At 67.5% G+C, this 26167-nt stretch carries 24 protein-coding genes; 19 read left to right on the forward strand and 5 right to left on the reverse strand.

Features of this window, described 5'->3' with window-relative positions; genetic code table 11:
• The first annotated feature begins 220 nt into the window (after positions 1-220).
• Positions 221-1597, forward strand: coding sequence for an amidohydrolase (locus tag ACXZ1E_RS14965; protein WP_458041244.1), 1377 nt, complete (start codon positions 221-223; stop codon positions 1595-1597).
• A 34-nt stretch (positions 1598-1631) separates the two neighbouring features.
• Here the strand turns inward: ACXZ1E_RS14965 and ACXZ1E_RS14970 are convergent, their stop codons facing one another.
• Positions 1632-3227: a molybdopterin-dependent oxidoreductase gene (locus tag ACXZ1E_RS14970; RefSeq protein ID WP_458041245.1), complete on the reverse strand. Its 1596-nt coding sequence runs from the start codon at positions 3225-3227 to the stop codon at positions 1632-1634.
• A gap of 380 nt (positions 3228-3607) precedes the next feature.
• Here ACXZ1E_RS14970 and ACXZ1E_RS14975 point away from each other — a divergent pair, with 380 nt between their 5' ends.
• The 7 genes from ACXZ1E_RS14975 to ACXZ1E_RS15005 all read left to right on the forward strand — a co-directional run bounded on the left by ACXZ1E_RS14975 (position 3608) and on the right by ACXZ1E_RS15005 (position 9447).
• The gene (locus ACXZ1E_RS14975) at positions 3608-4639 is read left to right on the forward strand and encodes an anion permease (RefSeq protein ID WP_458352098.1); all 1032 of its coding nucleotides are present in this window, start codon (positions 3608-3610) and stop codon (positions 4637-4639) included.
• Positions 4640-4641: 2 nt separating this feature from the next.
• On the forward strand, positions 4642-4971 hold the full coding sequence (locus ACXZ1E_RS14980; protein ID WP_458351985.1) for a hypothetical protein: 330 nt from the start codon (positions 4642-4644) through the stop codon (positions 4969-4971).
• 20 nt (positions 4972-4991) lie between these two features.
• Positions 4992-5921: a phosphodiesterase gene (locus ACXZ1E_RS14985; RefSeq protein ID WP_458041247.1), complete on the forward strand. Its 930-nt coding sequence runs from the start codon at positions 4992-4994 to the stop codon at positions 5919-5921.
• 33 nt (positions 5922-5954) lie between these two features.
• On the forward strand, positions 5955-6359 hold the full coding sequence (locus tag ACXZ1E_RS14990) for a MerR family transcriptional regulator (RefSeq protein WP_458041248.1): 405 nt from the start codon (positions 5955-5957) through the stop codon (positions 6357-6359).
• Positions 6356-7333: an aldo/keto reductase gene (locus ACXZ1E_RS14995; protein ID WP_458041249.1), complete on the forward strand. Its 978-nt coding sequence runs from the start codon at positions 6356-6358 to the stop codon at positions 7331-7333. The genes ACXZ1E_RS14990 and ACXZ1E_RS14995 overlap by 4 nt, the downstream gene beginning before the upstream one ends.
• Positions 7334-7502: 169 nt before the next feature.
• Entirely contained in the window at positions 7503-8969 is a 1467-nt protein-coding gene (locus ACXZ1E_RS15000; protein ID WP_458041250.1) for an aspartate ammonia-lyase, read from the forward strand.
• An 88-nt stretch (positions 8970-9057) separates the two neighbouring features.
• Positions 9058-9447, forward strand: a complete 390-nt coding sequence (locus ACXZ1E_RS15005; protein WP_458041251.1) for a DUF4190 domain-containing protein — start codon at positions 9058-9060, stop codon at positions 9445-9447.
• An 83-nt stretch (positions 9448-9530) separates the two neighbouring features.
• Here ACXZ1E_RS15005 and ACXZ1E_RS15010 read toward each other — a convergent pair whose 3' ends face one another.
• Positions 9531-10406 (reverse strand): fumarylacetoacetate hydrolase family protein, encoded by an 876-nt coding sequence (locus ACXZ1E_RS15010; protein WP_458041252.1) that lies wholly within the window; start codon positions 10404-10406, stop codon positions 9531-9533.
• Positions 10407-10485: 79 nt separating this feature from the next.
• Between ACXZ1E_RS15010 and ACXZ1E_RS15015 the strand changes: the two genes are divergently transcribed.
• The 3 genes from ACXZ1E_RS15015 to ACXZ1E_RS15025 all read left to right on the forward strand — a co-directional run bounded on the left by ACXZ1E_RS15015 (position 10486) and on the right by ACXZ1E_RS15025 (position 13027).
• Positions 10486-11739 carry a PrsW family glutamic-type intramembrane protease gene (locus ACXZ1E_RS15015; protein WP_458041253.1) on the forward strand — a complete coding sequence of 418 codons (1254 nt, stop codon included), beginning with the start codon at positions 10486-10488 and terminating at the stop codon, positions 11737-11739.
• Positions 11740-11909: 170 nt separating this feature from the next.
• Entirely contained in the window at positions 11910-12278 is a 369-nt protein-coding gene (locus ACXZ1E_RS15020; RefSeq protein ID WP_458041254.1) for an FKBP-type peptidyl-prolyl cis-trans isomerase, read from the forward strand.
• 182 nt (positions 12279-12460) lie between these two features.
• Positions 12461-13027 carry a YceI family protein gene (locus ACXZ1E_RS15025; protein ID WP_458041255.1) on the forward strand — a complete coding sequence of 189 codons (567 nt, stop codon included), beginning with the start codon at positions 12461-12463 and terminating at the stop codon, positions 13025-13027.
• Positions 13028-13110: 83 nt separating this feature from the next.
• Here ACXZ1E_RS15025 and ACXZ1E_RS15030 read toward each other — a convergent pair whose 3' ends face one another.
• Together ACXZ1E_RS15030 and ACXZ1E_RS15035 are read right to left on the reverse strand one after the other, a co-directional pair.
• A complete protein-coding gene (locus ACXZ1E_RS15030) occupies positions 13111-14091 on the reverse strand; it encodes a DMT family transporter (RefSeq protein ID WP_458351986.1) in 981 nt (326 codons plus the stop codon).
• A gap of 121 nt (positions 14092-14212) precedes the next feature.
• Entirely contained in the window at positions 14213-15520 is a 1308-nt protein-coding gene (locus tag ACXZ1E_RS15035) for an MFS transporter (protein ID WP_458041256.1), read from the reverse strand.
• Positions 15521-15744: 224 nt separating this feature from the next.
• Here ACXZ1E_RS15035 and rpsO point away from each other — a divergent pair, with 224 nt between their 5' ends.
• The 5 genes from rpsO to efeB all read left to right on the forward strand — a co-directional run bounded on the left by rpsO (position 15745) and on the right by efeB (position 21811).
• A complete protein-coding gene (gene rpsO / locus ACXZ1E_RS15040) occupies positions 15745-16014 on the forward strand; it encodes a 30S ribosomal protein S15 (RefSeq protein ID WP_458041257.1) in 270 nt (89 codons plus the stop codon).
• 102 nt (positions 16015-16116) lie between these two features.
• On the forward strand, positions 16117-18060 hold the full coding sequence (locus ACXZ1E_RS15045; protein WP_458041258.1) for a hypothetical protein: 1944 nt from the start codon (positions 16117-16119) through the stop codon (positions 18058-18060).
• 175 nt (positions 18061-18235) lie between these two features.
• Positions 18236-19222 carry an iron uptake transporter permease EfeU gene (efeU, locus tag ACXZ1E_RS15050; RefSeq protein WP_458041259.1) on the forward strand — a complete coding sequence of 329 codons (987 nt, stop codon included), beginning with the start codon at positions 18236-18238 and terminating at the stop codon, positions 19220-19222.
• Positions 19219-20460, forward strand: coding sequence for an iron uptake system protein EfeO (gene efeO / locus ACXZ1E_RS15055; protein ID WP_458041260.1), 1242 nt, complete (start codon positions 19219-19221; stop codon positions 20458-20460). Before efeU ends, efeO begins: the two co-directional genes overlap by 4 nt.
• Position 20461: 1 nt before the next feature.
• Entirely contained in the window at positions 20462-21811 is a 1350-nt protein-coding gene (gene efeB, locus ACXZ1E_RS15060; protein ID WP_458351987.1) for an iron uptake transporter deferrochelatase/peroxidase subunit, read from the forward strand.
• Between the two features lie 7 nt (positions 21812-21818).
• Here efeB and ACXZ1E_RS15065 read toward each other — a convergent pair whose 3' ends face one another.
• Positions 21819-22997 (reverse strand): acyltransferase family protein, encoded by a 1179-nt coding sequence (locus ACXZ1E_RS15065; protein ID WP_458041261.1) that lies wholly within the window; start codon positions 22995-22997, stop codon positions 21819-21821.
• Positions 22998-23079: 82 nt separating this feature from the next.
• Between ACXZ1E_RS15065 and ACXZ1E_RS15070 the strand changes: the two genes are divergently transcribed.
• From ACXZ1E_RS15070 to ACXZ1E_RS15080, 3 genes are all read left to right on the forward strand, one after another.
• Positions 23080-23967 (forward strand): alpha/beta fold hydrolase, encoded by an 888-nt coding sequence (locus ACXZ1E_RS15070; RefSeq protein ID WP_458041262.1) that lies wholly within the window; start codon positions 23080-23082, stop codon positions 23965-23967.
• A gap of 145 nt (positions 23968-24112) precedes the next feature.
• Positions 24113-25327, forward strand: a complete 1215-nt coding sequence (locus ACXZ1E_RS15075; protein ID WP_458351988.1) for an LLM class flavin-dependent oxidoreductase — start codon at positions 24113-24115, stop codon at positions 25325-25327.
• 1 nt (position 25328) lies between these two features.
• Positions 25329-25973 (forward strand): FMN reductase, encoded by a 645-nt coding sequence (locus ACXZ1E_RS15080; protein WP_458041263.1) that lies wholly within the window; start codon positions 25329-25331, stop codon positions 25971-25973.
• The last annotated feature ends 194 nt before the right edge of the window (positions 25974-26167 follow it).

Raw genomic sequence — 26167 nt, forward strand, 5'->3', positions numbered from 1 at the left:
CATCCTTCGCACTCCGCAGACGGGCGACTGCGCGGGAGTAGCCCCATGTTAGGCGGATGGTCGCGCGTTGTACTATTCGGTTCAGGCGCGCAGATAAAGCATTCTGACCGGGCATATATCCCGGATGTTGCTGGGCGTGCGCGTTCCCGTTTCGTAAACTCTTTGTTTCGCGACCGCCCATCGGCCAGGTTCACAGGCGTCGAGGCGGCACACTCGTCGAGTGACCCGCCCCCTCCTATTGCTGCCCGACCACGTCGTGACCATGGACGATGACCTCACGGTGCTGTCGGGGGTGGGGATCCTCGTCGTGGGCGACACGATCACCGAGGTCGGTGAAGGAAAGGACCTGCGGGTTCGTCATCCCGACGCCGAGATCGTCGACCTGCCCGACCGCCTGGTGATGCCGGGCCTCGTCAACGCACACCACCACTCGGGCATGCTGCGAGGGACGGCCGAGCACCTGCCCGTTTGGGAGTGGCTGCGGCTGCACATCGACCCCATGCATCGGGTGCTGAAGCCGGAAGAGGCAGAAGCCGCTGCCTGGCTCTGCTACGCCGAAGGGCTGCTTTCGGGCACCACGACGGTCGTCGACATGTGGCGCTACATGGATGGCGCGGCCCGGGCGGCGGAGGCACTTGGCAACCGGGTCGTCACGGTCAATTACGTCGGCGAGCACCCCGACTTCGACTACTTCGACACGCTCGATGACAACGAGCGGATGCTGCGCGAGTGGACCGGTGCCGCGAACGGCCGAATCATGCCGTGGGTCGGGCTGGAGCATCCGTTCTACGCGGATGAAGCGGGCATGCAGCGAGCGATCTCGATGGCGCGGGAGTTCGACACGGGGCTGTACACGCACTGCAGCGAGTCCGAGATCGAACTCGCCGACTTCCGTGACCGGTACGACATGCGGCCGATGTTCGCGCTCGAGAAGCTCGGATTCTTCGACGTGCCACGAGCGATGATCGCGCACGCCGTGTGGCTCGATGGCTCCGAGGTCGACCTGATCGCCGAGCGCGGCGTCGGCGTCTCTCATAACCCCGTCTCGAACATGAAGCTCGCGAGCGGCATGGCGCCGATCGCCGAGATGCTCGCGGCGGGCGTCAACGTCGGGCTCGGCACTGACGGCGAAAAAGAGAACAACAACCTCGACATGTTCGAAGAGATGAAGGTCGCGTCCCTTCTCGGAAAGCTCCGGACGATGGATGCCGCGGCGATGGATTCCTGGGACGTGCTGCGCATGGCAACACGCGGGGGAGCGGCGGCGATCGGGCGTGGCGCTGAGCTGGGTGCGATCGAGGTGGGGCGTAAGGCCGACCTGATCGCGGTGCGGACGCACACACCGAGGATGACGCCCCTCCTGGCGGATGGCGGCTACGCCAATCTGCACCACAACCTCGTGCACGCGGTGCGCGGCTCTGATGTTGATCTGACGATGGTCGACGGGCGCATCGTGGTGCGCGACGGCGAGTTGCAGACCGCGGATCTCGGCGAGTTGATCGATCGTGTGCGATTCCTCGCTCCCGACCTGTTCGCCCGCCGGAGCGCGTATCTCGCGGAGCAGGGCGACCCGGACGGACTTTTCGCCGGTCGCTGAGTGACCGGTTGCGGAGCCTGTCGAAGAGACTTTGCTACGTCACGGTGACGAGGGTCCGCTGCCATCCGCTCGACCCGTTGGGCGCGATCGGCGCGCGTTCCTGCGTCTGAACCTCGCCGACGGCGTTCACCGCGCGCACCGTGACGTAATGCGTTCCTGGGGTGGCATCCCAGTCGACGTACCACTGCACCCAGGTGTTGACACCGACGGCGGTCGAGAGGTTTGCGACCTGCCAGTCACCGTCGTCGATCGATACCTCGACCCGCTCGATGCCGACGGTTTGGGCCCAGGCGACACCCGCGATGGGAACGCGTCCCGCGGCGACGGGGTTGCCCGGACGCGGGGTATCGATGCGGGATGACATCTTGATCGGCGCTTCGGCGCTGTACCCGCGTGGGGTCCAGTAGGCCTCGTCCTCGGCGAACGTGGTGACCTTCAGCTCCGTGAGCCACTTGGTCGCCGACACGTATCCGTACAGGCCGGGCACGACCATCCGCACAGGGAAGCCGTGTTCGAGGGGCAGGGGCTCGCCGTTCATCGCGACCGCGAGGATCGCGTCGAGGCCGTCGTTTGTCAGAGATTCGAGAGGCGTGCTCGCCGTGTATCCGTCGACACTGCGCGAGAGCACCATGTCTGCTGCGGCCGCCGGTCCCGCCGCCCGCAGGACATCGCGGATGGGGACGCCCCACCACTTCGCCGTCCCGACGAGATCGCCACCGACCTCGTTGGAGACGCAGGTCAGGGTGACGGAGTATTCGTCCAGGCCCATCCCGACCAAATCATCGAACGTCAGCTCCAGAGGCGTGTCGACCATGCCGACGACGCTGAGGCGCCAGGTCTCGGGGTCGATGGTCGGCACCGTCAGCGCGGTGTCGACACGGTAGAAGTCCGCGTTCGGCGTGTACAAGGGCGAGATGCCCTCAATGTCCAGTTCGGCGCCGGCGGGAACCGTGACAGTCGTGCGGGGTGCGGGAAGGTTCAGTCCGCGCCGAAGCGCCGCGATCGAGGATGTCGTGGCCCCGGCGACACGTGAGCCGATGCCGACCACCACGGCCCCCGCGGCAGCGATGCCGCTGATCAGGAGGAAGCGTCGCCGCGCGACTCCCGAGGCGGGGGAGTCGGCCGCGTCCGATGCTGTGCCGGACGCGCGGGTGGCATCCGAGCGCCAGGCGCGAAGCATCCGTCCGAGCACGATCAGGAGCGCGGCTCCCGCGATCGCACCCGCGACGGACGGAATCCACGAGACGGCCGTTGCACCCGCGCGAGTCACGACGGCGGCGACCGACAGGATGCCTGCGACGCCGAGCGCGACGGCGCCGAGGGGCGGTCGCACGAGCTCGAGAATGCCCGCGATGGCCGACGCGATGAGCACGGCGAGGCCGAGGCCGACGAGCAGTGCGATCTTGTCGTACTCGCCGAAGGTCGCGATCGCGAACTCTTTGAAGGGTTGCGGCACGATGTCGATCACGAACGATCCGACGGCCAGCAGGGGTGACCCGCCGCGCGCGAACAGGAGGGCGAGCAACTCGGCGACGGCGAGGAACACCGCCGCGCTCACGACCCCCGCGAAGGTCGCCCAGACGACGAACCGTTTGGTTCCGCGTCGCTGTGCCGTGATCGGGTTCGCCATGATCGTCTCCGCCCCGCGACACCACTCTGGCCCGCACTCTCGTATTCGCCACGGGTGGGGTATCGGATTGCCGGATCCGCTGATCTGCGAGCGGTCGCGATTGGCCGCCTGGAATCGCGGACACGCGGCGAGTCGCGACCGCTCGGGGGATCCTGTGGTGGACGGACGCGTCGGACGGATGCGGCGACCGGGCGTTGATCGAACGTACGAGTTGTGGCGCGATATGCGGTGCGAGTTGACCGCACCCGGACGTGCTGTCAGGATTCTGCGTGGCTGGTTAACGGAACCTGAACCCACGGTGAACTGTTCGTTCGTCATGCCACCCACGGCGGCGCTCCCTCACAGATCCTCGACGGAAAGCGAACGGTGGAAGCCGCATCATCCGCGAGGATCAGATCTCTGCCGCCGTCTTTCCGGCGCTGATCTTCGCGGGATTGATCGGCGCGACCACATGGAACATGATCACCTGGCTGCTCGGCCTGCCCTCGAGCTCCTTGCACGCCCTGTTCGGCGGGTTGATCGGCACGACCCTCGTCGGTGTGGGGGTCATGGCGATCGATTTCGGGGTGGTGCTGTCGAAGGTCATCCTGCCCGCCGTGATCGCCCCGCTGACGGCCGGCATCATCGCCTTCGCCGCGACCAAGCTCGCGTACTCGATGACCCGCCGCTACGACGGAAAGCCCGACGGTCGCGACGGGTTCCGATGGGGCCAGATCTTCACCTCGAGCCTCGTCGCCTTGGCGCACGGGACGAACGATGCTCAGAAGACGATGGGCGTCATCACCCTCGCCCTCATCACAGTGGGGTGGCAGTCGTCACCCGACCCGCAGCCGTGGGTCATCGTGGCGTGTGCCGTGACCATCGCGCTCGGCACCTACATGGGCGGATGGCGGATCATCCGCACCCTCGGTAAGGGGCTCACGGATATCAAGCCGGCGCAGGGCTTCGCGGCCGAGGCATCCACCGCGTCGACGATTCTCGCCTCGAGCGCTCTGGGTTTCGCCCTCTCGACGACCCAGGTCGCGTCCGGCTCGGTGATCGGTTCGGGACTCGGACGCCGCGGCTCGATCGTTCGCTGGCGCACGGTCGGACGGATTGCGATCGGATGGTTGCTGACGTTTCCGGCTGCCGGCGGTGTGGGCGCGGCGGCTGCCCTGGTGGTCGTGTGGCTCGGCACATGGGGCGTCATGATCGACGCGTTGTTGGCGGTCCTGATCGTTCTCGCGCTGTTCCTGCGGTCGCGTCGCAACTCGGTCAATGCCTCGAACGCGATGAGCGAGGTCGCCGATTCGGGGAAGGCCGTCAATGTCAAGCGGAACCCGCCCCCGACCCGTCGGCAGCGGGCGCTTGCCCGGGAAGAGGCGCGCATCCGAAATGCTGCAGCCGACCGGCGCGCAGACAAGGGGCAGTGAACGTGACGATCAATTGGTTCGCCTTCGTACAGGTGTTCTTCGCTGCGCTCACCGGCGCCGTCCTCGTCGTGGGCTTCTACGCGCTCGGCCTTCGGATGCTCGTGCGTTCCGGGCGTGCGCCGGTGGTCGCGCCGGCCGACTTCACCGACGCCATCGCCGTGATCACGGCCCAGGAGGCGCGCCGGGCCGAGAAGGCTGCGGCGAAGGCCGCGAAGAAGAGCCCGTTGACGGACGGCCAGCGCCGGGTCGCGTTGTGGGCGGCATACGGATGTTTCGGCCTCGCCGCAGCGGCTGTCTTGGCCGGCCTCGTGCTCATCATCGTCGGGCACTGACCTCGACATAGGCTGGGCGGGTGAGTGAGACAACGGTCGCCTTCGGGCAGCATCCTTCCGCCCAGCGCACGATCGTCCACGTGAGCGACACACACCTGCTGGCCGACAACGTTGCGCTCGGCGGCCGTTACGACACCGAGACGAGCCTGCGCCGGACGATGGAAAGGGTCGGCGAACTCCGGCTCGCACCCGATGCGCTCGTCTTCACCGGCGATCTGACCGACCTCGGCGAACCGGACGCGTACGAGCGGCTGCGCGCCATCGTGGAGCCCGCCGCCGCTGAATGGGGATGCCCCGTGGTCTGGGTCGCGGGAAACCACGACGAGCGTCCGGCCCTCCGCGAGAGCTTGCTCGGTCTCGAGCCGACGGAGGAGCCGGTGCTCGGCGAGTGGGACCTCGGGGGACTGCGTCTGCTCGCGCTCGACTCGAGCGTGCCCGGGTGGCATCACGGCGATCTGGACGACGCGCAGCTCCAATGGTTGCGTGCCCGCCTCGCCGAGCCGGCGCCGCTCGGCACGATCCTGGCGCTCCACCATCCTCCGTTGCCGAGCCACGTACCGCTCTTCGGCATCCTCGAGCTGCAGCGGCAGGAGCGCCTCGCCGAGGTCATCGCGGGCAGCGACGTGCGCGCGATCCTCGCTGGTCACTTGCATTACTCGACGAGCGGAACCTTTGCCGGTGTCCCCGTGAGCGTTGCGGCGGCCACGTGTTACACGATGGACATCGCGCGTCCCGCGCTGTCGGTCAATGGCATGGACGCCGGGCAGTCGTTCCACCTGGTGCACGTCTACGACGACACCGTCACCCACTCCGTCGTACCGGTTTCGGGTGCGGCTGACGGTGACTACTTCGCTCCGGAATGGTACGAGCGGATGTCTCGCCTCACCCCCGAGGAGCGACTCGAGGCATTCTCGCGTAAACCCGACAGAAGCGGGTCCGCGAACGCTTGACTTCGAGTGCGCTCGAAGTTCTAGCGTGGGGCCATGACCCTCACCCACGACGATTCGCCGACGCCGGAAATCGGTGTCGCGATCTCCGACGCGGCGGTCGCGACAGGCCTCTCGACACACACCCTGCGCTACTACGAGCGAGCCGGGCTGATGCTCGATCCCGTCGAGCGCGCATCGTCGACCCACCGTCGCTACGGTGACGCCGACATCGCGTGGGTGCAGTTCCTCACCCGCTTGCGGTCGACGGGCATGCCCATCGCGACGATCCGCGAATACACCGAGTTGGTTCGCCGCGGTGACGAAACGGTCGATGCGCGGCGCGAACTGCTCGTCCGACACCGCGCCGCCGTGCTGGAGCAGCTCGAAGACATCACGGCGAGCCTCTCCGCCATCGACATCAAGATCGCCATCTACGAAGAAAAGGGAGCGAACGCATGAAGAAGATCACGCTAGGCACCGACGGCCCCGTCATCGGCCGGATCGGTCTCGGTCTCATGGGTATGAGCGCGTTCTACACCGGGGCCACGCGCGACGATGAGGGCGCCATCCGCACGATCCACCGCGCCCTCGAGCTGGGCGTCACGTTCCTCGACACCGCCGAGATCTACGGTCCCTATGTGAACGAGGAACTGCTCGCCCGGGCCATTGTCGGGCGACGGGACGAGGTGGTCATCGCGACGAAGTTCGGCACGATCCGCCACTCCTCTGACGGTCAGGGCGGATTGGATGGGAGTGCCGAGAATGTGCGACTCTCCGTCGAGGGCTCGCTGCGCCGGCTCGGCACCGACCACATCGATCTCTACTACCAGCACCGGATGGACCCGGCAACGCCTATCGAAGAGACGGTCGGGGCCCTTGCGGACCTGATCGCCGAGGGCAAGATCCTGCATTACGGCCTGTCGGAGGCAGCGCCGGCGACGATCCGGCGGGCGCACGCGGTACATCCCGTGACGGCGCTCCAGACCGAATACTCGCTCTGGAGCCGCGATCCCGAGGCGGTGATACTGCCCACGGTTCGCGAACTCGGCATCGGGTTCGTGCCGTATTCGCCCCTGGGACGCGGGTTCTTGACCGGCGCCATCCGCTCCCTCGATCAGCTCGACGAGAGCGACTTCCGCCGCTCCAACCCGCGCTTTGCAGGTGGGGCGCTCGACGCGAATCTCGAGATTGTCGAGAAGGTCGAAGCCGTCGCGCAGGAAGCCGGGGCGACACCAGCGCAGGTCGCCCTCGCGTGGCTGCTGGCGCAGGGAGATGACATCGCGCCGATTCCGGGCACGCGTCGCATCGTGGCGCTGGAGGAAAACGTCGCCGCGGATGCGGTGCGGCTCTCGCCGGAGCAGATTGCCGCTCTGGGTGAGGTGGGTTCGCCCGTGGGCGAACGGTACGCCGACATGACGCCGGTGAATCGCTGAACCCAGAATCAGCCGACCGGTTGAATGTGCTGGGCTCGCCGGAATTGGCGACGTTCATCGGAGCAATCAGGACGCCGCGCTCACCGTATATCGCGGCGGGCGCGGCGTTGGTCGCGGGTAGGCTCGGGGAATCTCTCTATCCGCCGTGATCGACCCACAAGGACACCACATGGCCTCCCACATCGACGTGGACGCAACGCAGCCGACCCGCACCGAATCCGACTCGCTCGGCAGCCTCGAGATCCCGGCTGAGGCCTACTGGGGAATTCACACCGCCCGCGCGCTGGAGAATTTCCCGATCGCGAAGCGGCCGATCTCGGTCTACCCCGAGCTCGTGCGCGCGCTGGCGATGGTGAAGCAAGCATCCGCCCGCGCCAATCGCGATATCGGTGTGCTCGACGCCGAGAAGTCGGACCTGATCGATCGTGCCGCTCAGCGTGTGATCGACGGCGAATTCCACGATCAGTTCGTCGTGGGCGTGATTCAGGGCGGCGCGGGGACGTCGACCAACATGAACGCGAATGAGGTCATCACGAACGTCGCGCTCGAGATGGTGGGGCGTACCAAGGGCGACTACGCGTTCCTGTCGCCGATCGATCACACGAACCGCAGCCAGTCGACGAATGACGTCTATCCCACTGCCATCAAGGTGGGGCTGAGCCTGTCGCTCGTCAGCCTGCTGGAAGAACTCGATCTGCTGCGCCGCTCATTTCTTGCCAAGGCCGCCGAGTTCCACGACGTGCTGAAGGTCGGGCGGACGCAGCTTCAGGATGCCGTGCCGATGACGCTCGGGCAGGAGTTCCACGGCTTCGCCACGACGCTCGGCGAGGACTATCACCGCCTGCGCGAGAACGCCCGCCTGCTGACCGAGGTCAATATGGGTGCGACAGCGATCGGCACGGGAATCACAGCCCACCGCGGCTATGCGCAGTCGGTCGTGCGCCACCTCAGCCACATCTCTGGGCTTTCTCTGGAGACCGCTGCCGACCTGGTCGAGTCGACGAGCGACACGGGTTCGTTCATGTCGTTCTCGTCGTCCCTCAAGCGCAACGCGATCAAGCTCTCGAAGATCTGCAACGACCTGCGCCTGCTGTCCTCCGGCCCGCAGGCGGGGCTGGGCGAGATCAACCTGCCCGCGCGTCAGGCCGGTTCGAGCATCATGCCGGGCAAGGTCAATCCGGTGATCCCCGAGGTGGTCAATCAGGTCGCGTTCGCCGTCGCCGGAGCGGATGTCACGGTCACCATGGCCGTCGAGGGCGGGCAGCTGCAGCTCAACGCGTTCGAGCCCGTTATCGCGCACTCGATCTTCCAGTCGATCACGTGGATGCGTCAGGCCATGTGGACCCTGCGCGTCAACTGCGTCGACGGGATCACCGCGAACCGTGACCGGCTCGGCGCGATGGTCGGATCGTCGGTCGGCGTCGTCACGGCGCTCACGCCCTTTATCGGGTACGCGGCATCCGCGGCGCTAGCCAAGACGGCGCTGCTTACGGGTCGGAACGTCGGTGACCTCGTCGTCGAGGCGGGACTGATGTCCGCCGAAGAGGTTGCCAAGCAGCTCTCGCCCGCGCGCCTGTCGGGCCTCGAGGCGGTCACCGCGGCGATCCCGGTCATCGTCGCGGCCGAGGATCTCTGACGTCGTATGACCGACCGCTGAGCATCGTCGTTGCCGCCGCTCACCGTGAGCCGATAGGTTCGAGCGCGTACCCACGAGAGGACTCCTCATGAGCGACGCCAACGGACCCGCAGACCACACCCCGCCCCCGCCCGCCCACCCGACCGCACCGTCCGCGCCGGCCAGCGCAGCTCCGGGAGCTCCGGTCCCGGGGAAGACCCTCGGTATCGTCGCGCTGATCGTCGCGTTCTTCGCGAACGTCATCGGCCTGATCCTCGGCATCGTAGCGCTCGTGCAGAGTCGCAAGGCCGGATACAAGAACACGCCGGCAGTCTGGGCGATCATCGTCGGGTCCGTGCTCGCCGTTGTGGGCGTCATCCTGTTGGTCGTGCTGATCAGCGTGTTCGCTGCGGGCGCGGGCGAGCTGCTGCAGCAGTGTGCCGAACTCGGCCCGGGCACCTGGACGCTCGATAACGGCGCCACCGTCACCTGCGGCTAGGACTATTCTCCGGTCGTTGAGCCTGTCGAAACGGTAGCTCGTTTCGTCTCGGCGCTCCGCGCCTCGCTCAACGACCGGGGGCGTCAGTCGAGGATGCGGCAGTGCGTCGTCAACTCGCCGATACCGTCCACGCCGACCGTCACGGTCGAGCGGTCGCGGAGAAAGATCTGCGGATCGCGCGAATAACCCGCGCCGCCCGGGCTCCCGGTCGAGATGAGGGTGCCCGGCAGCAACGTCGTCGTACCCGAGAGGTGCGAGATGAGCGTCGCGACGGAGCGCACCATCTGGTTGGTCGATGCATCCTGCACCGTGTGTCCATCGACGACGGCCCAGATGTGCAGGTCCTGCGGATCGGGGATCTCGTCCGCCGTCACCACGAACGGGCCCGTCGGAGTGAAGCCGTCGAAGGACTTGCAGCGCGACCACTGTGCCTCCGAGAACTGGATGTCTCGCGCGGTGATGTCGTTGACGACCGTGTAGCCCCACACGTGATCGAGGGCGTCCTCGGGCGAGACGTCGCGAGCGGGGGCGCCGATGATGACGCCGAGCTCGGCCTCGTAGTCGACGGATTCGCTGAGGGAACGTGGCCAGGAGGTGGTCTGCTCATGCCCCGTCAGGGAGTTCGGCCAGAGGCTGAAGACCGTCGGCGCGGCATCCGTCTTCAATCCCAGCTCGCTCGAATGGGCCGAATAGTTCAGCCCGATCGCGAGGATCAGCGGAGGACGGTTCGAGACCGAGGCGAAGGTGACGTCGGCGAGCGGATGCCGTGGCACTCCGGCCGGCGGCTGTGTCAACGCCCGGCGCACACGGGTCAGGCCCTCTTCGCCCGACTCGATCAACGACTGGAGGTCGGCGGGACCGTCCTGCACGAGATCGGGGATGGCGATGGACTCATCGCCTTCGACAACGGCAAGGACGGGAGAACTCGCCCCGGAGGGCACGATGTGGGCAAAACGCACACCCCAACGCTACCGCGCGTGGGTCGAGGGGTAGTTTTCGCCGCCCTCTGAGTGAGCATGCCCGCCATATGCTGGCCGGGTGACGTATGCGCCCCCGCCCTGGCCCGACCGCCCCGGTTCGCCCGACCCCGCGGGCTCGGTGCCCTCCGCCGCGTCGTTCGCGTCGCCCTTGGCGCAACCGCAGCACGCCCCCGGGGCATACATCCCGCCCTCGCCCATGCCGGTCTCGGCGTCTGTCGAGTCGGTTCCCGCCGTGCTTCGGAAGGGTCGTCGCGTCTCGATCTGGCTGTTCGCGCTCCTGGCCGTGCTGCTCATCGGACTCGTCGGCTATTTCCTCACCTTCCTCGGTGCGAGCGCCTCCATCATCGGGATGATCGTGGCGCTCGTGCCGTTCGCCGTCGTTCTCTTCGCCGTGAGGGTGATCGACCGCTGGGAGCCCGAACCCCGCGGTCTTGTGGTGTTCGCGGTTGCCTGGGGCGCTATCGCCTCCGTCGGTATCGCGCTGCTCGTCGATCTGGGCCTCATCCTCCTGCTCGGGAACAGCGACTCGTCCGCGCGCGAGCTGTTCTCGACGGTCGTGCAGGCTCCGGTCGTCGAAGAAGTGGCGAAAGCGCTCGGACTGTTGCTGATCTTCGTGACCGCCCGTCGCGCGATAGATGGCCCCGTGGACGGCATCGTGTACGGCGCTCTGGTGGGTGCGGGCTTCGCCTTCACCGAGAACATCCAGTACTTCGCGATCAGCTATCTCGACGGGGGAGCGGGGGACCTCACGGCGACGTTCTTCGTTCGCGGCATCCTCTCGCCCTTCGCTCACGCCATGTTCACCGCCGTGGCCGGCTTCGCGCTGGGGCTTGCAGCCAGACGCGGCGCGACGGGCGGTCGAGCCCTGGGGGCACTCGGCCTGGGGCTGATCGGGGCGATCGCACTCCACGCGTTCTGGAACGGGTCGGCGATGCTCGGCGACTTCTTCGGCCTCTACCTGACGCTCCAGGTTCCGCTCTTCATCGGATTCATGCTCGGAATCCTGGCACTCCGCCGCGAAGAAGCACGCCTCACCCACGCACGCCTCGGCGAATACGCCTCGGCGGGATGGTTCACCGCGCAAGAGGTCGACATGCTCGCCACTCCCGCGGGCCGCCGCGAGGCGCTCCGGTGGGCGAAGACGCTCCGCACCGATCGCTCGCCGATCATGCGCGCCTTCATCGCCGACGCCACCGCGCTGGCCGCGGCGCGCCAGCGCGCGATCTCGGGACGGGATGCCTCGGCCGCCGAAGACGAACGCGTGCTGCTCGCTCGCACGGCCGCGGCGCGGGCCTCGCTTCTATCGATCTGAGGCTGCCTCCGGTCGTCCGGGAAATGACTCAGCGCCCGGTGCCGCGGCGATGCCTGCGTGTCTACCGGGCGCTGAGTTGGCCTGCATTGAGTCTGCCCCCGGCCTGTGAAGGTGTCAAGAGTGCTCGGGGCGGCTTTGACCCGACATCGGCGGTCCGGTTGGATGGAGTCATGACTGCAGACCGCACAAAGCCCACGTTCGACGCCCCCGAGCGCCCCGCGCCCGAGACCCTGGTCGTCCGCGACATCATCGTCGGAGAGGGTGCCGAGGCGAAGCCCGGCGATACCGTGACCGTGCACTACGCGGGGGTCGAGTACGACTCGGGCGAAGAGTTCGACTCGTCGTGGGGCCGGGGCGAAAGCATCCAGTTCCCGCTCCGTGGCCTGATCCAGGGCTGGCAGGACGGCATCCCCGGCATGAAAGAGGGCGGCCGTCGCGAGCTCGTCATCCCGCCGCACCTGGCTTACGGCCCGGCGGGTGGGCACTTCCTCGGCGGCAAGACCCTCATCTTCATCATCGACCTGATCAAGGTCGGCTGACCCCTTTCACGAGGTCAGAGGCTCGGCGTGTCACTCGCGTGCCGAGCCTCTGTCGTGCCTGGTGTGAACCTGGCGCAACCGATCCGTGAACTTTCTGCATTCACGGGAATAGATAAGGGCGCGAGCTCGTTAGACCCCCCGTACCGCCGGGATTCCGGCCCTCTTTGAACCGAAGGACAGACATGACCGACAGCACCGCAGCCCTCACCGAGTTCCCCGGCTACAAGGCCGGCACCTGGACGCTCGACCCCTCGCACAGCGAGGTTCAGTTCAGCGTCCGCCACATGATGATCTCGAAGGTGCGCGGCACGTTCGGCGTGAAGTCCGCCACCCTGACGGCCCCCGAGAACCCGCTCGAGGCCACGGTCGAGGCCACGGTCGATGTCGCGTCCGTCGACACGAAGGACGAGGGGCGCGACAACCACCTGCGCTCTGCCGACTTCTTCGACACCGAGACCTACCCGACCATGGAGTTCCGCTCGACCGGTGTCCGGATCGAGAACGGCGACTTCCTCGTCGACGGTGACCTGACGATCAAGGGCATCACCAAGCCCGTCACGTTCGACTTCGACTTCGGCGGCTTCGGCACGGACCCGTGGGGCAACTACAAGGCCGGCGCGACCGCCAAGGCCGTCATCAACCGCGAGGACTTCGGTCTGACGTGGAACGCCGCTCTCGAGACCGGCGGGGTGCTCGTCGGCAAGGACGTCACCATCGAGCTCGACCTGCAGGGCGCGCTCGCGGCCTGATCTCGTCGCAGCTTCACCTGCGCGAAAAAGGGACGGATGCTCCGGCATCCGTCCCTTTTCGTTGCCCCGAGTCGCGGCGGGGGTCAGGAGCGGCGGCACAGCCGCAAACGGTCCTGCGCCAGCAGGATCCCCAAGAACACGACGATCGCGCCGGCGGGCTCATTCCACGTGAGTGGCTCGCCGAGCACGATCAGGCCCAGCGCGACGCCGACCACGGGGGTCAGGTAGGTGACCGTCGACGCACGCGTCGGGCCCCAGGCGCGGAGGGCGTTCTGGTTCCAGATGTACGCGACACCCGTGCCGAGGCATCCGAGCAGCAGGACGCTGCCGACGATCCAGGGATTGAGCACGACCTCGCCGATCGCGACGACGGGGGTGAGGACGAGCATGATCAGCGCGGCGATGCCGATGTTGAGGAACGAGAACATCAACGCGCTCATGCCCGAGTTGGAGACGAACTTGCGCATGTACGCGAGGCTGAATCCGTAGCAGGCGGTGGCGCCGAGGATCGCGAGCTGGGCGATCATGCTCTGGTCGAGATCGAGACCCTCCCACGGAGCGATGAGCACCATCACACCGAGGATCCCGACCACGATCCCCGCGATCTGCATGCCCTTGAGACGTTCGACGCGGAACAGCAGGCCCGCCATGACCGCCGTCATGATGGGGGTCGTCGCGTTGTAGATGCTCGCGAGGCCCGACGTGACGTGCTGCTGTGCCCACGAGAACAGCAGGAACGGGATGACGCAGAAGGTGATCGCCAGCACGGTCATGTGCATCCACACGCGCGGAACCCGCGGCAGGCGCTCGCGGCGGAGTGAAACGAAGATGCCGAGCGTGATCGCCCCGAGGACGAGGCGCGACCACGCGACCTGGCCGGGCGACATTCCCTCGAGAGCCACCTTCATGAAGAGGAAGCTCGACCCCCAGACGATTCCGGTCAGGGCGAACTGCAGGGCGATCCAGGCGTTGGGCGGTCCGGCGATGGATCGTGCCGGGACGGTCGCGGAGGTGCTGGACGAGGGTTTGGCCGGGTGCTCGAGCGGGGGTGGGGTGGTGCTCACCGGCTGACTCTAGCCCCGGCATCCGACGTTCCGAGGCGTCGGCGGATGCCGCGTCCGGAATCCGCCGACGATCGGCCGTCTCACGCTGATGCACGAGTCCCGCGTGGGCCCCTGCGCCGAGTCAGGGCTGCGGGTCGAGCGCGTCGTACGCGCGGAACCGGGGGCTCCGCCGAACGAGCAGCGCAACGAGGATGACGATGATGAAGCCGCCGATGAGCGGGGGGAACCACAGCGCCGTCACGGTCGCCAGCGTGCCGGCGTAGAGCGCGCCGAGGCGCGGGCCGCCCGCGACGACAACCATGAAGATACCCTGCAGACGTCCGCGGATCGCGTCGGGCACCGCCGACTGCATCATCGTCTGCCGGTAGATCGCGCTGACGTTGTCGGCCGCGCCCGTCACCGCCAGCAGGACCATCGAGAGGACGATGAGGGGAATGTTGGCAACATCCTCACCCAGACCCGCGGGAGCAAACACGCCGAACGCGGCAATGAGGAGCACGCCGCCGAAGCCCGCCGTGGCCGCGCCGAACACCAGGATCGAGCGTTCGATGCCGAGGCCTTGCCGCCGGACGCGCCCGATAGGACCCGAGAACAGGCTGGAGAAGAATGCTCCGGCTGCGATCGCGGCGGTCAGGACACCCGTCGTGATCGCCCCGCCGCCGAGCAGCACCGCGCCGATCGCGGGGAAGAGGGCGAGCGGATGCCCGAAGGACATCGCGACGATGTCGAGGATGTACTGCAACCGGATGTTCGGGGCCTGCCTGAGGAAGGCCCAGCCGTCGGCGAGGGAGCGCAAACCCGGGCGCACAGTGACGCCTTCGGGGCGGATGCGCGGGAGGGTCCAGAGACCGAGGAACAGGGCCAGCATCAGCACGACGTCGACCGTGTAGGTCCACGGGTACCCCACGAAAGCGACCAGGATGCCCGCGAGCGCCGGCCCCGCCATGACCATGATGCCGACCGTGATGCCGCTGAGCGCCGCGGCCGCGGGCAGCAGTTCGCGCGGCACGAGACGCGGGGTGATGGCGGACTTCGTGGCCGAGACGATCGAGTTCGCCGACGAGTTGACGATCGACAGCAGGAACAGCCACGCCACTGTCTCGTTCCCCGTCCACGCCAGAACCGCGAGAAGAAGCGTCGAGACCCAGGTGACGGATGCCGCGATCAAGGCGACCGCGCGACGGTCGAAGTAGTCGGCGAGCATGCCGCCATACAGTCCCGCGAGAATCATCGGTACGAGTCCGGCGACCGCGATCATCGCGACCGCCAGCGTCGAGCCCGTCAACTCGAAGACGTGCAGCATGACCGCGACGATCGTCAGCTGTCCGCCGAGGCCCGCGAGGGTCGATCCGATCCACAACCGGGCGAAGGCCGGGCTCTGGGTGAGGGGGCGCAGATCGATGAAGTGTTCGCGGCGCAGACGCGCCATCACCGGTCCGCCCCGTGTTGCACCCCACGAGGTTAGTCGAGCCCCGGGGCGCGAGACGTCACCAGTGTGCTCTTTCGGCCGCGTTGCGAGGACATAGGTGAAGTCTCGCGCTGCCGACGGGGACTGGTAGACTCTGGAGGTTGCCGTTCGATCGGCCGCGGATAAAGAGAGCTCACGCATCAGGCGATGGGCGCCGCGCAATGAAGAGAAAGGGGATCCCCTCTATGCCGCTTGAATTCGAAGCCAAGAAGGCGATCATCGAAGAGTACGCGACGCACCCCGGTGACACCGGATCCCCCGAGGTGCAGATTGCGATGTTGTCGCAGCGCATCAAAGACCTCACAGAGCACTTGAAGGAGCACAAGCACGACCACCACTCGCGTCGTGGTCTGTTCCTGATGGTCGGTCAGCGCCGTCGTCTGCTCGGCTACCTCCAGGACATCGACATCAACCGCTACCGCGCGTTGATCGAGCGTCTCGGACTCCGCCGCTAAGTCGCACCAGCGTTCAGTCGCTTTCTCGAAGGCCCGTCCCACGGCGTGGGGCGGGCCTTCGTTTTGTCCGGACGCGCCATCCTCGGCGCCGAAACACCCATCGTGAGCCGAAACATCCTGTGTCGACGGATGTTTCGGCGCATATCGGGTGTTTCGACGTCCGGACGGACGGGCGGACGGATGCGCGGGCTGCGGGCCGCGGACGGGCGGCCGGATGAGCCCGAGGGGTGGGCAGCTCAGGGCCTCCGGTATAAGGTCCCCGGTATGGGGATCTCGCTGGGGAGCGGACGACGAACACGGATGCCGTGGCGACGACTCGTCGCGGGCGCGGTCATGACGCTACTGGCCGCGGGTATCGTCGGCGTCGGCGTCGGCGTCGGCAACGCGAGCGCAGCGTCCGCGAGCGAACCGGCCACGGTTGCGGTCGAGGAATCTCTTGCGTGCGACGACCTGCTGAGCCCCGGCATCCTCGACGCCGTCCTCGCCCGCCGGTTCGTGCCCATCGAGAATGCGACGCCGCTCTTTCCGGCCGACGGTCGGCAATGCTGGTGGGGTGACCCGGGTGGATTCCGAACCCAAATCTTCGCTGTCGGATTCGTGCCCCTTACCGCCGAACAAGCCGCCGCCGAGGGCGAGCGCCTGCTCGCGACCGGGCGTTTCGCGCGCGCCGCCGAAGACGACGTCATCTACCGCGCGATCCCGGCCGATTTCACGAACATGGCCGAGTACGTCGATCCCAGCTTCCGGTTCCACTACGCCGAGGGCTACTGGTTCTTCGTCTACGACCCGACCGCGGAGCTCGAGGAGGGCGTCGAGCAACTGCGGGCCATCTACAACTGGGGTGATGTCCTCGCGGCGGACCTTCAGTCGAACGTTTTGTCGGCGTTCGTGCCGGAGCCCGCCGTCGTGGAGGAAGAGGCCGAGTTCCCGCCCATTCCGGCACCCACCCCCGGCGGCTTCAGCGCCACGACCCCATCGACGCTCAGTGGCCTGCGCACGGCCGCGGAGGTGGACTTCGGCCCCGCCGCGGTCGGCGGATGCCTCGCGGCCGCGCTCGTGCTCGTGGCGTTGATCGGGCTGCCGGGTCGACTGGTCGATTCGGCTCTGTCGTCGCGATACGACGAGTGGGGAGGGTTGCTCCGGCCCGTGTTGCGGCCACTACGAGTCCGGGTGCGCGCCGTGGCTCGTGCCGTGGAGAACCTGCCCACGGTCGTGGTGGTCGGTGGGGGAGTCGTGCTCGCCGCGCTCTTCGCGGCGCTCGTCGAGCCGGACTTCGGTCTGAACGTCGGGTCCGTGCGGCTGTTGCTGTCGCTTGTCGGGGCGTTTCTGATCGAGAACGTGGCGGGCCTGGCTTTACTGGCGTGGTGGCTCGGGCGCAGGGGTGCCCCGGCACGTCTCCGTCTTCGGCTCGGGTCGCTGCTCGTCGTGCTGATCACCGCAGTGGCGAGCCGCGTTGCGGGCTTCGATCCCGGCTTCGTGTTCGGGTTGGTCCTCGGTCTTGCGTTCGTCGGCGAGATGTCGGCACGACGCGAGGAAGCCGGCGACCGGCCGAGCAGACGTGACGTCGATCAGGCACTCGGCGAGGCGACCTGGCTCTTCATCGCCGGCGTTGCTTCGTGGCTCGTCTACAGCGTCGCGGTCGGGCTCTCGCTCGGCGCAACGGGTGGAATGGCCGGCCTGCTGATCGTCGAACTCTTCGCGGGACTCGCGGTTGGATGCCTCGCCGCCCTGTTCGTGGTCTTGTTGCCTCTGCCGGGACTGATCGGCGCGACGCTCTGGGCGCACAGTCGAATTCGGTGGGCGATCGCCGAAGCGGTCGCGATCGGCGTCTTCCTCTTCATCGTCCTCCCGCTCCCGGCGAGCTGGACGACCGTCGGTGCCCCGTTCGCTCTGTGGGTAGCGATGTTCGCGATCTACGCCGTCCTGGCGGTCGCGCTGTGGGCGGTACTGACTTACACCCCCGCGGGCTGGATCGCGGCTCGGACCCGGCCCGAAGCATCCAGACCACCCGAATTCGATTCGCCGTCCGTCGGCGCGCGCCCCTGACGCCGCGCGCCAGTGCCCGCCTTGGGGTCGCGCGAGCGGACGCCCGTGACCGGATTTGAGCTGCACGTCCCGCGGGAGTAATGTCCCCTGAGTGAGGGTTGCCTAACCTCACAACCGGATGCCCCGAAAGCACCCTGGATCCCCTCGAATATCCCGAAAGCCGCGCGATAGCACCGTGTTCGCAACATTTCTGATCGGCCTGCGTGAAGGTCTGGAAGCCGCCCTTGTGGTCGGCATTCTCGTGGCCTACCTCTCTCGCCTCGGGCGTCGCGCTGTGCTGCCCCGGTTGTGGATCGGCGTCGGTCTGGCCGTCGCGCTGTCACTCTCGCTCGGTGCGATCTTCACCTTCGGCGCCTACGCGCTCACGACCGCAGCCCAGGAACTGATCGGCGGACTGCTCTCACTGACGGCCGTAGCCATGGTCACCTGGATGATCTTCTGGATGCAACGGGCCGGTCGAACGCTCAAGAACACTCTGCACGCCGGAGTCGACCGCGCGCTCGCGTCGGCCTCGCTGTGGGGCCTCGTCGTCATCGGCTTCGTCTCGGTCGCGCGCGAGGGTGTCGAGACGACGCTGCTGCTGTGGTCGATGGTGCAGTCCTTCGGCAATGCGCCCGAGGCGCTCCTCGGTGCCCTCCTGGGCCTGCTGGCAGCCGTTGTGCTCGGCTGGCTGCTCGCCCGCGGGATGCTGCGGCTCGACCTGCGCCGATTCTTCACCTGGACGGGCGCGTTCTTGATCATCGTCGCCGCGGGCGTGCTCGCCTACGGCATCCAAGACCTGCAAGAGGCGGGCGTCCTGCCCGGCCCCTTCACGGCGCTCGCACCTCTCGACCCCGCCACGGCCGCCGTCGCGACCGGGTGGGCGGGCATCCCCTTCGGCTGGGCGTTCGACGTAAGTGGCGACATCGCTCCGGGGGGACCCCTCGCCGCGATCCTGCAGGCCACCGTCGGCTTCACCCCGCAGATGTCGTGGCTGCAGATTTTCGCGTGGGTCGCCTACGTCGGGGTCGTCACGTTCGTCTTCGTCCGAAACCTGCGCGCTCATCGGCCCGCGGCGCCCGGACCCCACGAAACCGTGGCACCCACTTCGGATGCATCGGCCGAGGCATCCGCTCCATCTTCTTCTCCGTCATCCGTCCCCGTAAACCAAGGAGCCCCATGACCGCCTCCCGCATCATCGCGAGAACCCTCACCACAACGGCGATTGCGGCGATCGGCGCCCTCGCGCTCGCCGGATGCGTCGCCAAGGCCGATGTCGCCGCCGCCGACGCCATCACGGTGTCGTCGACCGACGCCGGATGTGATGTCTCGGCAGCCACCGCGTCGAGCGGCACGCTCGCGTTCGACGTGACGAATGCCGGCGACCAGATCACCGAGTTCTACCTGCTGGCCGACGACGGACTCCGCATTGTCGGCGAGGTCGAGAACATCGCGCCCGGAGCATCCCGCACGCTCACCGTCGTTGCGCAGCCGGGCGAGTACTTCACGCTCTGCAAGCCGGGCATGATCGGTGAGGGTGTCGGCCGAACCGGATTCTCGGTTTCGGGTGAGAGTGTCGCGATCGATGGCCCTGACGCCGAGCAGAAGCAGCAGGCCGTCGACCTGTACGCCGCGTTCGTGAAGGACCAGGTCGAGCAGCTCGTGCCCGCCGTCGAAGAATTCGCGACGGCCTACGCGACCGGAGATGACGACACCGCCCGCGCCCTGTTCCCGCAGGTGCGTGCCTATTACGAGCGCATCGAACCCGTCGCCGAGGCGCTTGGCGATCTCGACCCGCGCATCGACTATCGCGAGGTCGACGCCGTTGCCGAGGGGCTCGACTGGACAGGCTTCCACCGCATCGAGAAAGACCTCTGGGTTCCCGCGCTCGACGCGCTGAACGCGGATGGCGAGACCTCGGCCTGGCAGGACTGGAACCCGTCGACCACCGAGGAGCGCGCCGCTTTCGGTGACGAACTGGTCGCCGACATCCAAGAACTCGACACGTACGTGCACTCGGACGACTTCCAAGCGGCGCTCGATGCCCAGGGCGTGGCGGGTCTTTCAAACGGCGCGATCGCCCTGCTCGACGAGGTTGCTACCGGCAAGATCTCGGGCGAGGAAGACTGGTGGTCGGGAACGGACCTCTGGGACTTCGCCGCCAACGTCGAGGGCTCCAAGATGGCGTTCTCGCTCGCACGCGACTTCGCGGAGTCGAAGGGCGACGACGGCGCCGCGCTCGTCGACCAGATCGATGAGGGCTACGCCGACCTCGAGGCATCCCTCGCGAAGCACGGATCGCTCGCCGACGGATTCGTCAACTACCGTGAGCTGACCGACGACGACAAGCGTGAGTTCACTGACCTGATCAACGCCCTCGCCGAGCCGCTGTCGCAGCTCACCGTGACGGTTCTGGAGTGATGTGAGCCAAACAATTCCGCCCACGGGCGGGACGGATGCCGGGGCACCCACGGTGGGTACCCCGGCATCGCCTTCCGCTGAAGAGCCCCCTCCCGGCCTGTCGCGGCGCGGCCTGCTCGGTCTGCTCGGCGCCGGCGCGGCGGGCCTCGCGGTCGGCGGCGCGGGCGGTGTCGCTGGGGGCATGGCGATCTCGAGCTCGGCCGCGACCGGGGGCAGCTCGGACGGTGTGCACGCCTTCTTCGGCCCGCATCAGGCCGGAATCGTCACGCCCGTTCAAGACCACCTGCACTTCGCCGCCTTCGACATGATGGCGCGCACCAACCGCGACGACCTGATGAGTCTCCTGCAGGACTGGTCGTACGCGGCCGCGCGGATGACGCAGGGTCTCGATGTCAGTGCGTCGGGTTCGGTCGGCGGTTCGCTCGAGGCGCCGCCGGATGACACGGGCGAGGCGCTGGGGCTCCCCGCGAGCTCGCTCACCATCACCATCGGGGTGGGTCCGAGTCTGTTCCAGAACGCCGCCGGCGACCGCTACGGCATCGCCTCGCGGCGGCCGGCGGGACTCGAACGGCTGCCGGCATTCCTCGGCGACGACCTCGACCCGGCGCTCAGCGACGGGGACCTCTGCATTCAAGCGTGCGCAGACGACCCGCAGGTGGCCGTCCACGCGATCCGCAACCTCAGCCGCATCGCCTTCGGGCGTGCCCGTATCCGCTGGTCACAGCTCGGTTTCGGCCGCACCTCGATGACCACGACTTCGCAGGCGACGCCACGGAACCTCTTCGGCTTCAAGGACGGCACGGCCAACATCCTCGCCGACGACACGACCGGACTGGACGAGCACGTCTGGGTCTCGGCATCGGACGAACCGGTCTGGATGACGGGTGGCTCCTACTTGGTGGCACGGAAGATCGCGATGATCATCGAGTCGTGGGACCGCGTGCGCCTCTCGGAGCAGCAGCGCATCATCGGGCGTTCCAAGGGCGAAGGGGCGCCGCTCTCGGGCGGCGGCGAGTTCACCGAACCCGACTTCGGGGCGAAGGATGCTTCGGGCCGGGCCGCTATCGACGTCGCGAGCCACGTGCGGCTGGCGCATCCGCAGCTCAACGACGGCGTCCGGATCCTGCGTCGCGGATACAACTTCGTCGACGGCAACAACGATCTCGGGCGTCTTGACGCCGGCCTGTTCTTTCTGTCGTACCAGCGCTCGCCCGAGCAGTACGTCACGATCCAGCGGGCACTGTCGACCGACGCGATGAACGAGTACGTCCGCCACGTTCGGTCGGGTATCTGGGCCATCCCGCCCGGAGCGGACCAGGCATCCTTCGTCGGTGCTGGCCTGTTCGCTTGAGTTCTCGCTAGCGCGGTGGTTTCGAGTCTGTCGGGGGCCGTCGGGAGCCGGTGGGGTCGGACCGCCGTCCCTCGCGTCCCGCGAGTCGGGGATCCGCGAACAACCACCCGGCCCGCGGCTCGACAAGGGGGCGGAAGATACACCGCACCGGCTTGGTCGCGAGACCGAGGGCGATCACCACCGAGGCGACGATGACGATGGGCAGCCACAGCCACGTCGGTTCGAGGTTGCGCAAAACCCCTGACTCGCGGAAGGGGTAGAGCACGAACGAGTGCAGCAGGTAGACGTACATCGTGTATTGGCCGAAGTGTGTCCACCAGGTGTTCCGGCGCGGTACCAGCACGAGGAACGCCATGCTCAAGATGAGCGCCACGATCATGAGCGCCAGCCGTACGCCGCCGGCCCACCACTGGGTTCCGCCGAGATCGGCGTACGCGTCGTCATAGAACAGCCAGGTCCGCAGGTTCATCTGCTCCCAGGCATCGACGAAGAACCACGCCACGAAGGCGGCCACGGCCAGGGCCCCGACCGCCGCGACCACGACGAGCGGCGATCGCGAACGCAACAGTCGCAGCCGGTCGACGATGTCGTGCTCGCGCAGCCACCAGCCGAGGGTGAAGAACGGCAGCAGGCCGAGCGTGCGGGACAGCGAGAAGGTCGAGTCGATGTTCGGCAGGTACCCGGCGCCGATCGAGATGAGCACGGTCCACAGCAGCGGCCAGCGCAGCAGGGCCAGATACGGCAGTACGAGACGGAAGATGCCGAGCGCGAGCAAGAACCAGAGTGTCCACGAGGGCTGACTGAGGTCGGGCGAGCCGTCGCCCTCCACGATCCACTTCGTCAGCGTCCAAAGCCCCTCGAAGATCACGTAGGGGAGCAGGATGTCGGTGATGACGCGAGCCATCTGCCGATGAGACGGGGTGCCGGCCTTCGAGAAATATCCCGAGATGATCGCGAACGCCGGCATGTGGAACGCGTAGACGACGAGGTACAGTGCGAGCGCGATATCGGAATCGTAGGTGAGTCGCTGCACGGAGTGGCCGAGGACGACGAGCACGATGCAGGCGAAACGCGCGTTGTCCCAGAAGGGGACGCGTTTCGACGCGCCCGATGTGCGGGGCCTGGCGGTCGCGCCGGTGCTGGCGCCACCGTCGGCGCCGGAGGGGCGTTCGCTCGCGTCGCTCATGGGCGAGCCCACACTACCCTGGCGGGGCGCACACACGGAGGGGGTTGCATCCCGGTATTCTTCGCGTCGAAGTGAGGTGTTTATGACCGTGATCGACGACGCACCCGGCCGGGACCGCGCGATCCCCGACCTCGATTGGCGTGTCTTCCCGGACGGTACGGTTCGCGACGTTCTAGAGGCACCGAGCGGTTCGCTCGCCCGGGTGCGGCTCGGGCCCGACGATGGCACCCGGGTGCTTCTGCTCCCGGGTGTGACGGGGTCGAAAGAGGACTTCGTTCTGATGTTCCCTCTGTTCGCGGCCGCGGGCTACCGGGTCGAGTCGCTCGACCTCGCTGGCCAATACGAGTCGTGGCAGGCGGGTCCGGCGAATCTGCACCCACCCCGCAGCCGGTACGACTATCGACTCTTCGCAGACGACATGATCGCTGCGCTCGAGGATGGCGCGGGTCCCGTGAACGTCCTGGGGTACAGTTTCGCGGGTCTCGTTGCCCAGCAGGTGCTCGTCGAGCGTCCCGACCTGTTTGCGAGCCTGACGCTGTTGTCGACCCCGCCCGGTTCGGGACAGGTGTTCCGCGGCGTCAAGCGCATCGGTCGCTGGAGCGCCGGGGCGTCCCCGCGGACGGGCGCGGCACTGCTGATGTGGGGAATTCGGAACAACCTCAACCGTGTGCCGCCGCGACGTATCGCTTTCGTGCGCGAGCGGTTCGCCCTGACGCGGCGCGACAGCGTGAACGACATCGTCGGACTCATGATGACGACGCCGGATGTCTCGGCGGATGTCGCTGCGCAGCCCATCCCGAAGCTGGTGGCAGTGGGGGATCACGACCTCTGGCCGAGCGTCGAGTACGCCGACTATGCGCGCGCGATCGGGGCGGAGTTGCGCCTCTATCCGACCGGCCACAGCCCTTGCGAGACGACGCCGCACCAGCTCACCCGCGACATGCTCGCGATTTTCGACTCCGCGCGCTGACGCGGGCCCCGGACATCCGTGCCGCCGCGCTCGCGACACCGCGGGAATAACCTGGGCGTACGCGCGTTACACGAGATACATTCACTTGAATAAATGCGTGAGCGAGATCCCAGACCGAGATCCCGAACGCAGAGGGAGAAAGATCGTGGACGACATCACCACAGCACCCGCCGCCGGACAGGCCGTGCAGTTCGGCATCTTCACGGTGAGCGACATCACCGAAGACCCGACCACCGGTAAGACGCCGAGCGAGGCGGAGAAGATCCGCAACACGATTGCGATCGCCAAGCACGCCGAAGAGGTAGGACTCGACGTCTTCGCCCTCGGCGAGCACCACAACCCGCCGTTCTGGTCGTCGTCGCCCACGACGACCCTCGGCTATATCGCCGCGCAGACCGAGCGCCTGCTGCTCTCGACTGCGACGACGCTCATCACGACGAACGACCCGGTGAAGATCGCGGAAGACTACGCGATGCTCCAGCACCTCGCGGGCGGTCGTGTTGACCTGACCCTCGGGCGCGGCAACACCGGGCCCGTCTATCCCTGGTTCGGTCAGGACATCCGTCAGGGCGTTCCCCTCGCGATCGAGAACTACGCCCTGCTGCACCAGCTGTGGCGCGAGGACGTCGTCGACTGGGAGGGACGCTTCCGCACGCCCTTGCAGGGCTTCACCTCGACGCCGCGCCCGCTCGATGACGTGCCCCCGTTCGTCTGGCACGGATCGATCCGCACGCCCGAGATCGCCGAGCAGGCGGCCTACTACGGCGACGGATTCTTCGCCAACAACATCTTCTGGCCGGCGGAGCACTACCAGCGCCTGATCGGCCTCTACCGCCAGCGCTTCGAGCACTACGGTCACGGCACCGCGGCGCAGGCGATCGTCGGCCTCGGCGGTCAGGTGTTCATGCGCGCGAACTCGCAGGACGCGGTGCGGGAGTTCCGTCCGTACTTCGACAACGCGCCGGTGTACGGCCACGGCCCGAGCCTCGAGGACTTCTCGGAGATGACCCCGCTGACGGTCGGCTCGCCTCAGCAGGTCATCGACCGTTACGCGGGGATGCGCGATCTGTTCGGCGACTATCAGCGCCAGCTGTTCCTCATCGATCACGCGGGACTGCCCGTGAAGACCGTGCTCGAGCAGCTCGACATCCTGGGCGGCGAGGTCGTGCCCGTGCTGCGGAAGGAGCTCGCGAAGAACCGTCCCGCCGAGGTCCCGGATGCGCCGACCCATGCCGCTCGCGTCGCGCTCGCCGCAGCGGGTGGCCTGCCGGTGGCGGGTGGGAAGCTCGCCGCGCAGAAGTCCGAGCCGGTCGTTGCCGGATCCTCTTTCGGTACCGCCGCGACGCGCCGGGGAGCCTGACATGACCGCCCGTCGGATCGCGGTCGTGACGGCGGGGCTCTCGAACCCCTCCACGACCCGCCTGCTCGGTGACCGCCTCGCTTCGGCGACCGTTCGCGAGCTCGCGGCGCGGGGAATCGAGGCCACGGTCGACGCAATCGAGCTGCGCGATTATGCACACGACATCACCAACAATCTGCTGACGGGGTTCGCCCCGCCCGCGCTCGAGGCGGCCATCAACACCGTGGTCTCTTCGGACGCGCTGATCGCGGTGACACCGATCTTCTCGACCAGCTACTCGGGCCTGTTCAAGTCGTTCATCGACGTGCTCGACCCGGACGCGCTGACCGGAAAGCCTGTGCTGATCGGGGCGAATGCGGGCACCCCGCGGCACTCGCTCGCGATCGACTACGCCATCCGTCCTCTGTTCGCGTACCTGCACGCGGACGCCATCTCGACAGGCGTGTTCGCCGCGTCGAGCGACTGGGGAGCGCAGGGCGACGGCGTCGCCTCACTCGGTGACCGCATCGACAAGGCGGCCCGCGAGCTGGCATACACCATCGCCCGCCGCGACACCGCGGAGTCGGCCGACCCGTTCGACCCCGCGAACTACCTCGGCGAGGGCCGCTCGTTCGGCCACCTGCTGGGAGGCCTCGCGGGGGAGTAGCCCCGCGCATGCGCTGCTCATCACGGCGGCCTCGCGGCGAGTGCGCCGCTTGTTGTCGAGTGCGCCCTCTGTACCCCGTGTACAGGGGGCGCACTCGCGTCTACCCGGCGCGCTCGGTGGGTGACGTTTGGCACCGAGTGCACGGCTCGTGTGCGAGTGCACGGCTTACATACCGCGCACAACCCGTGCACTCG

It is taken from the genome of Pacificispira sp. HM-600 (assembly GCF_977993705.1).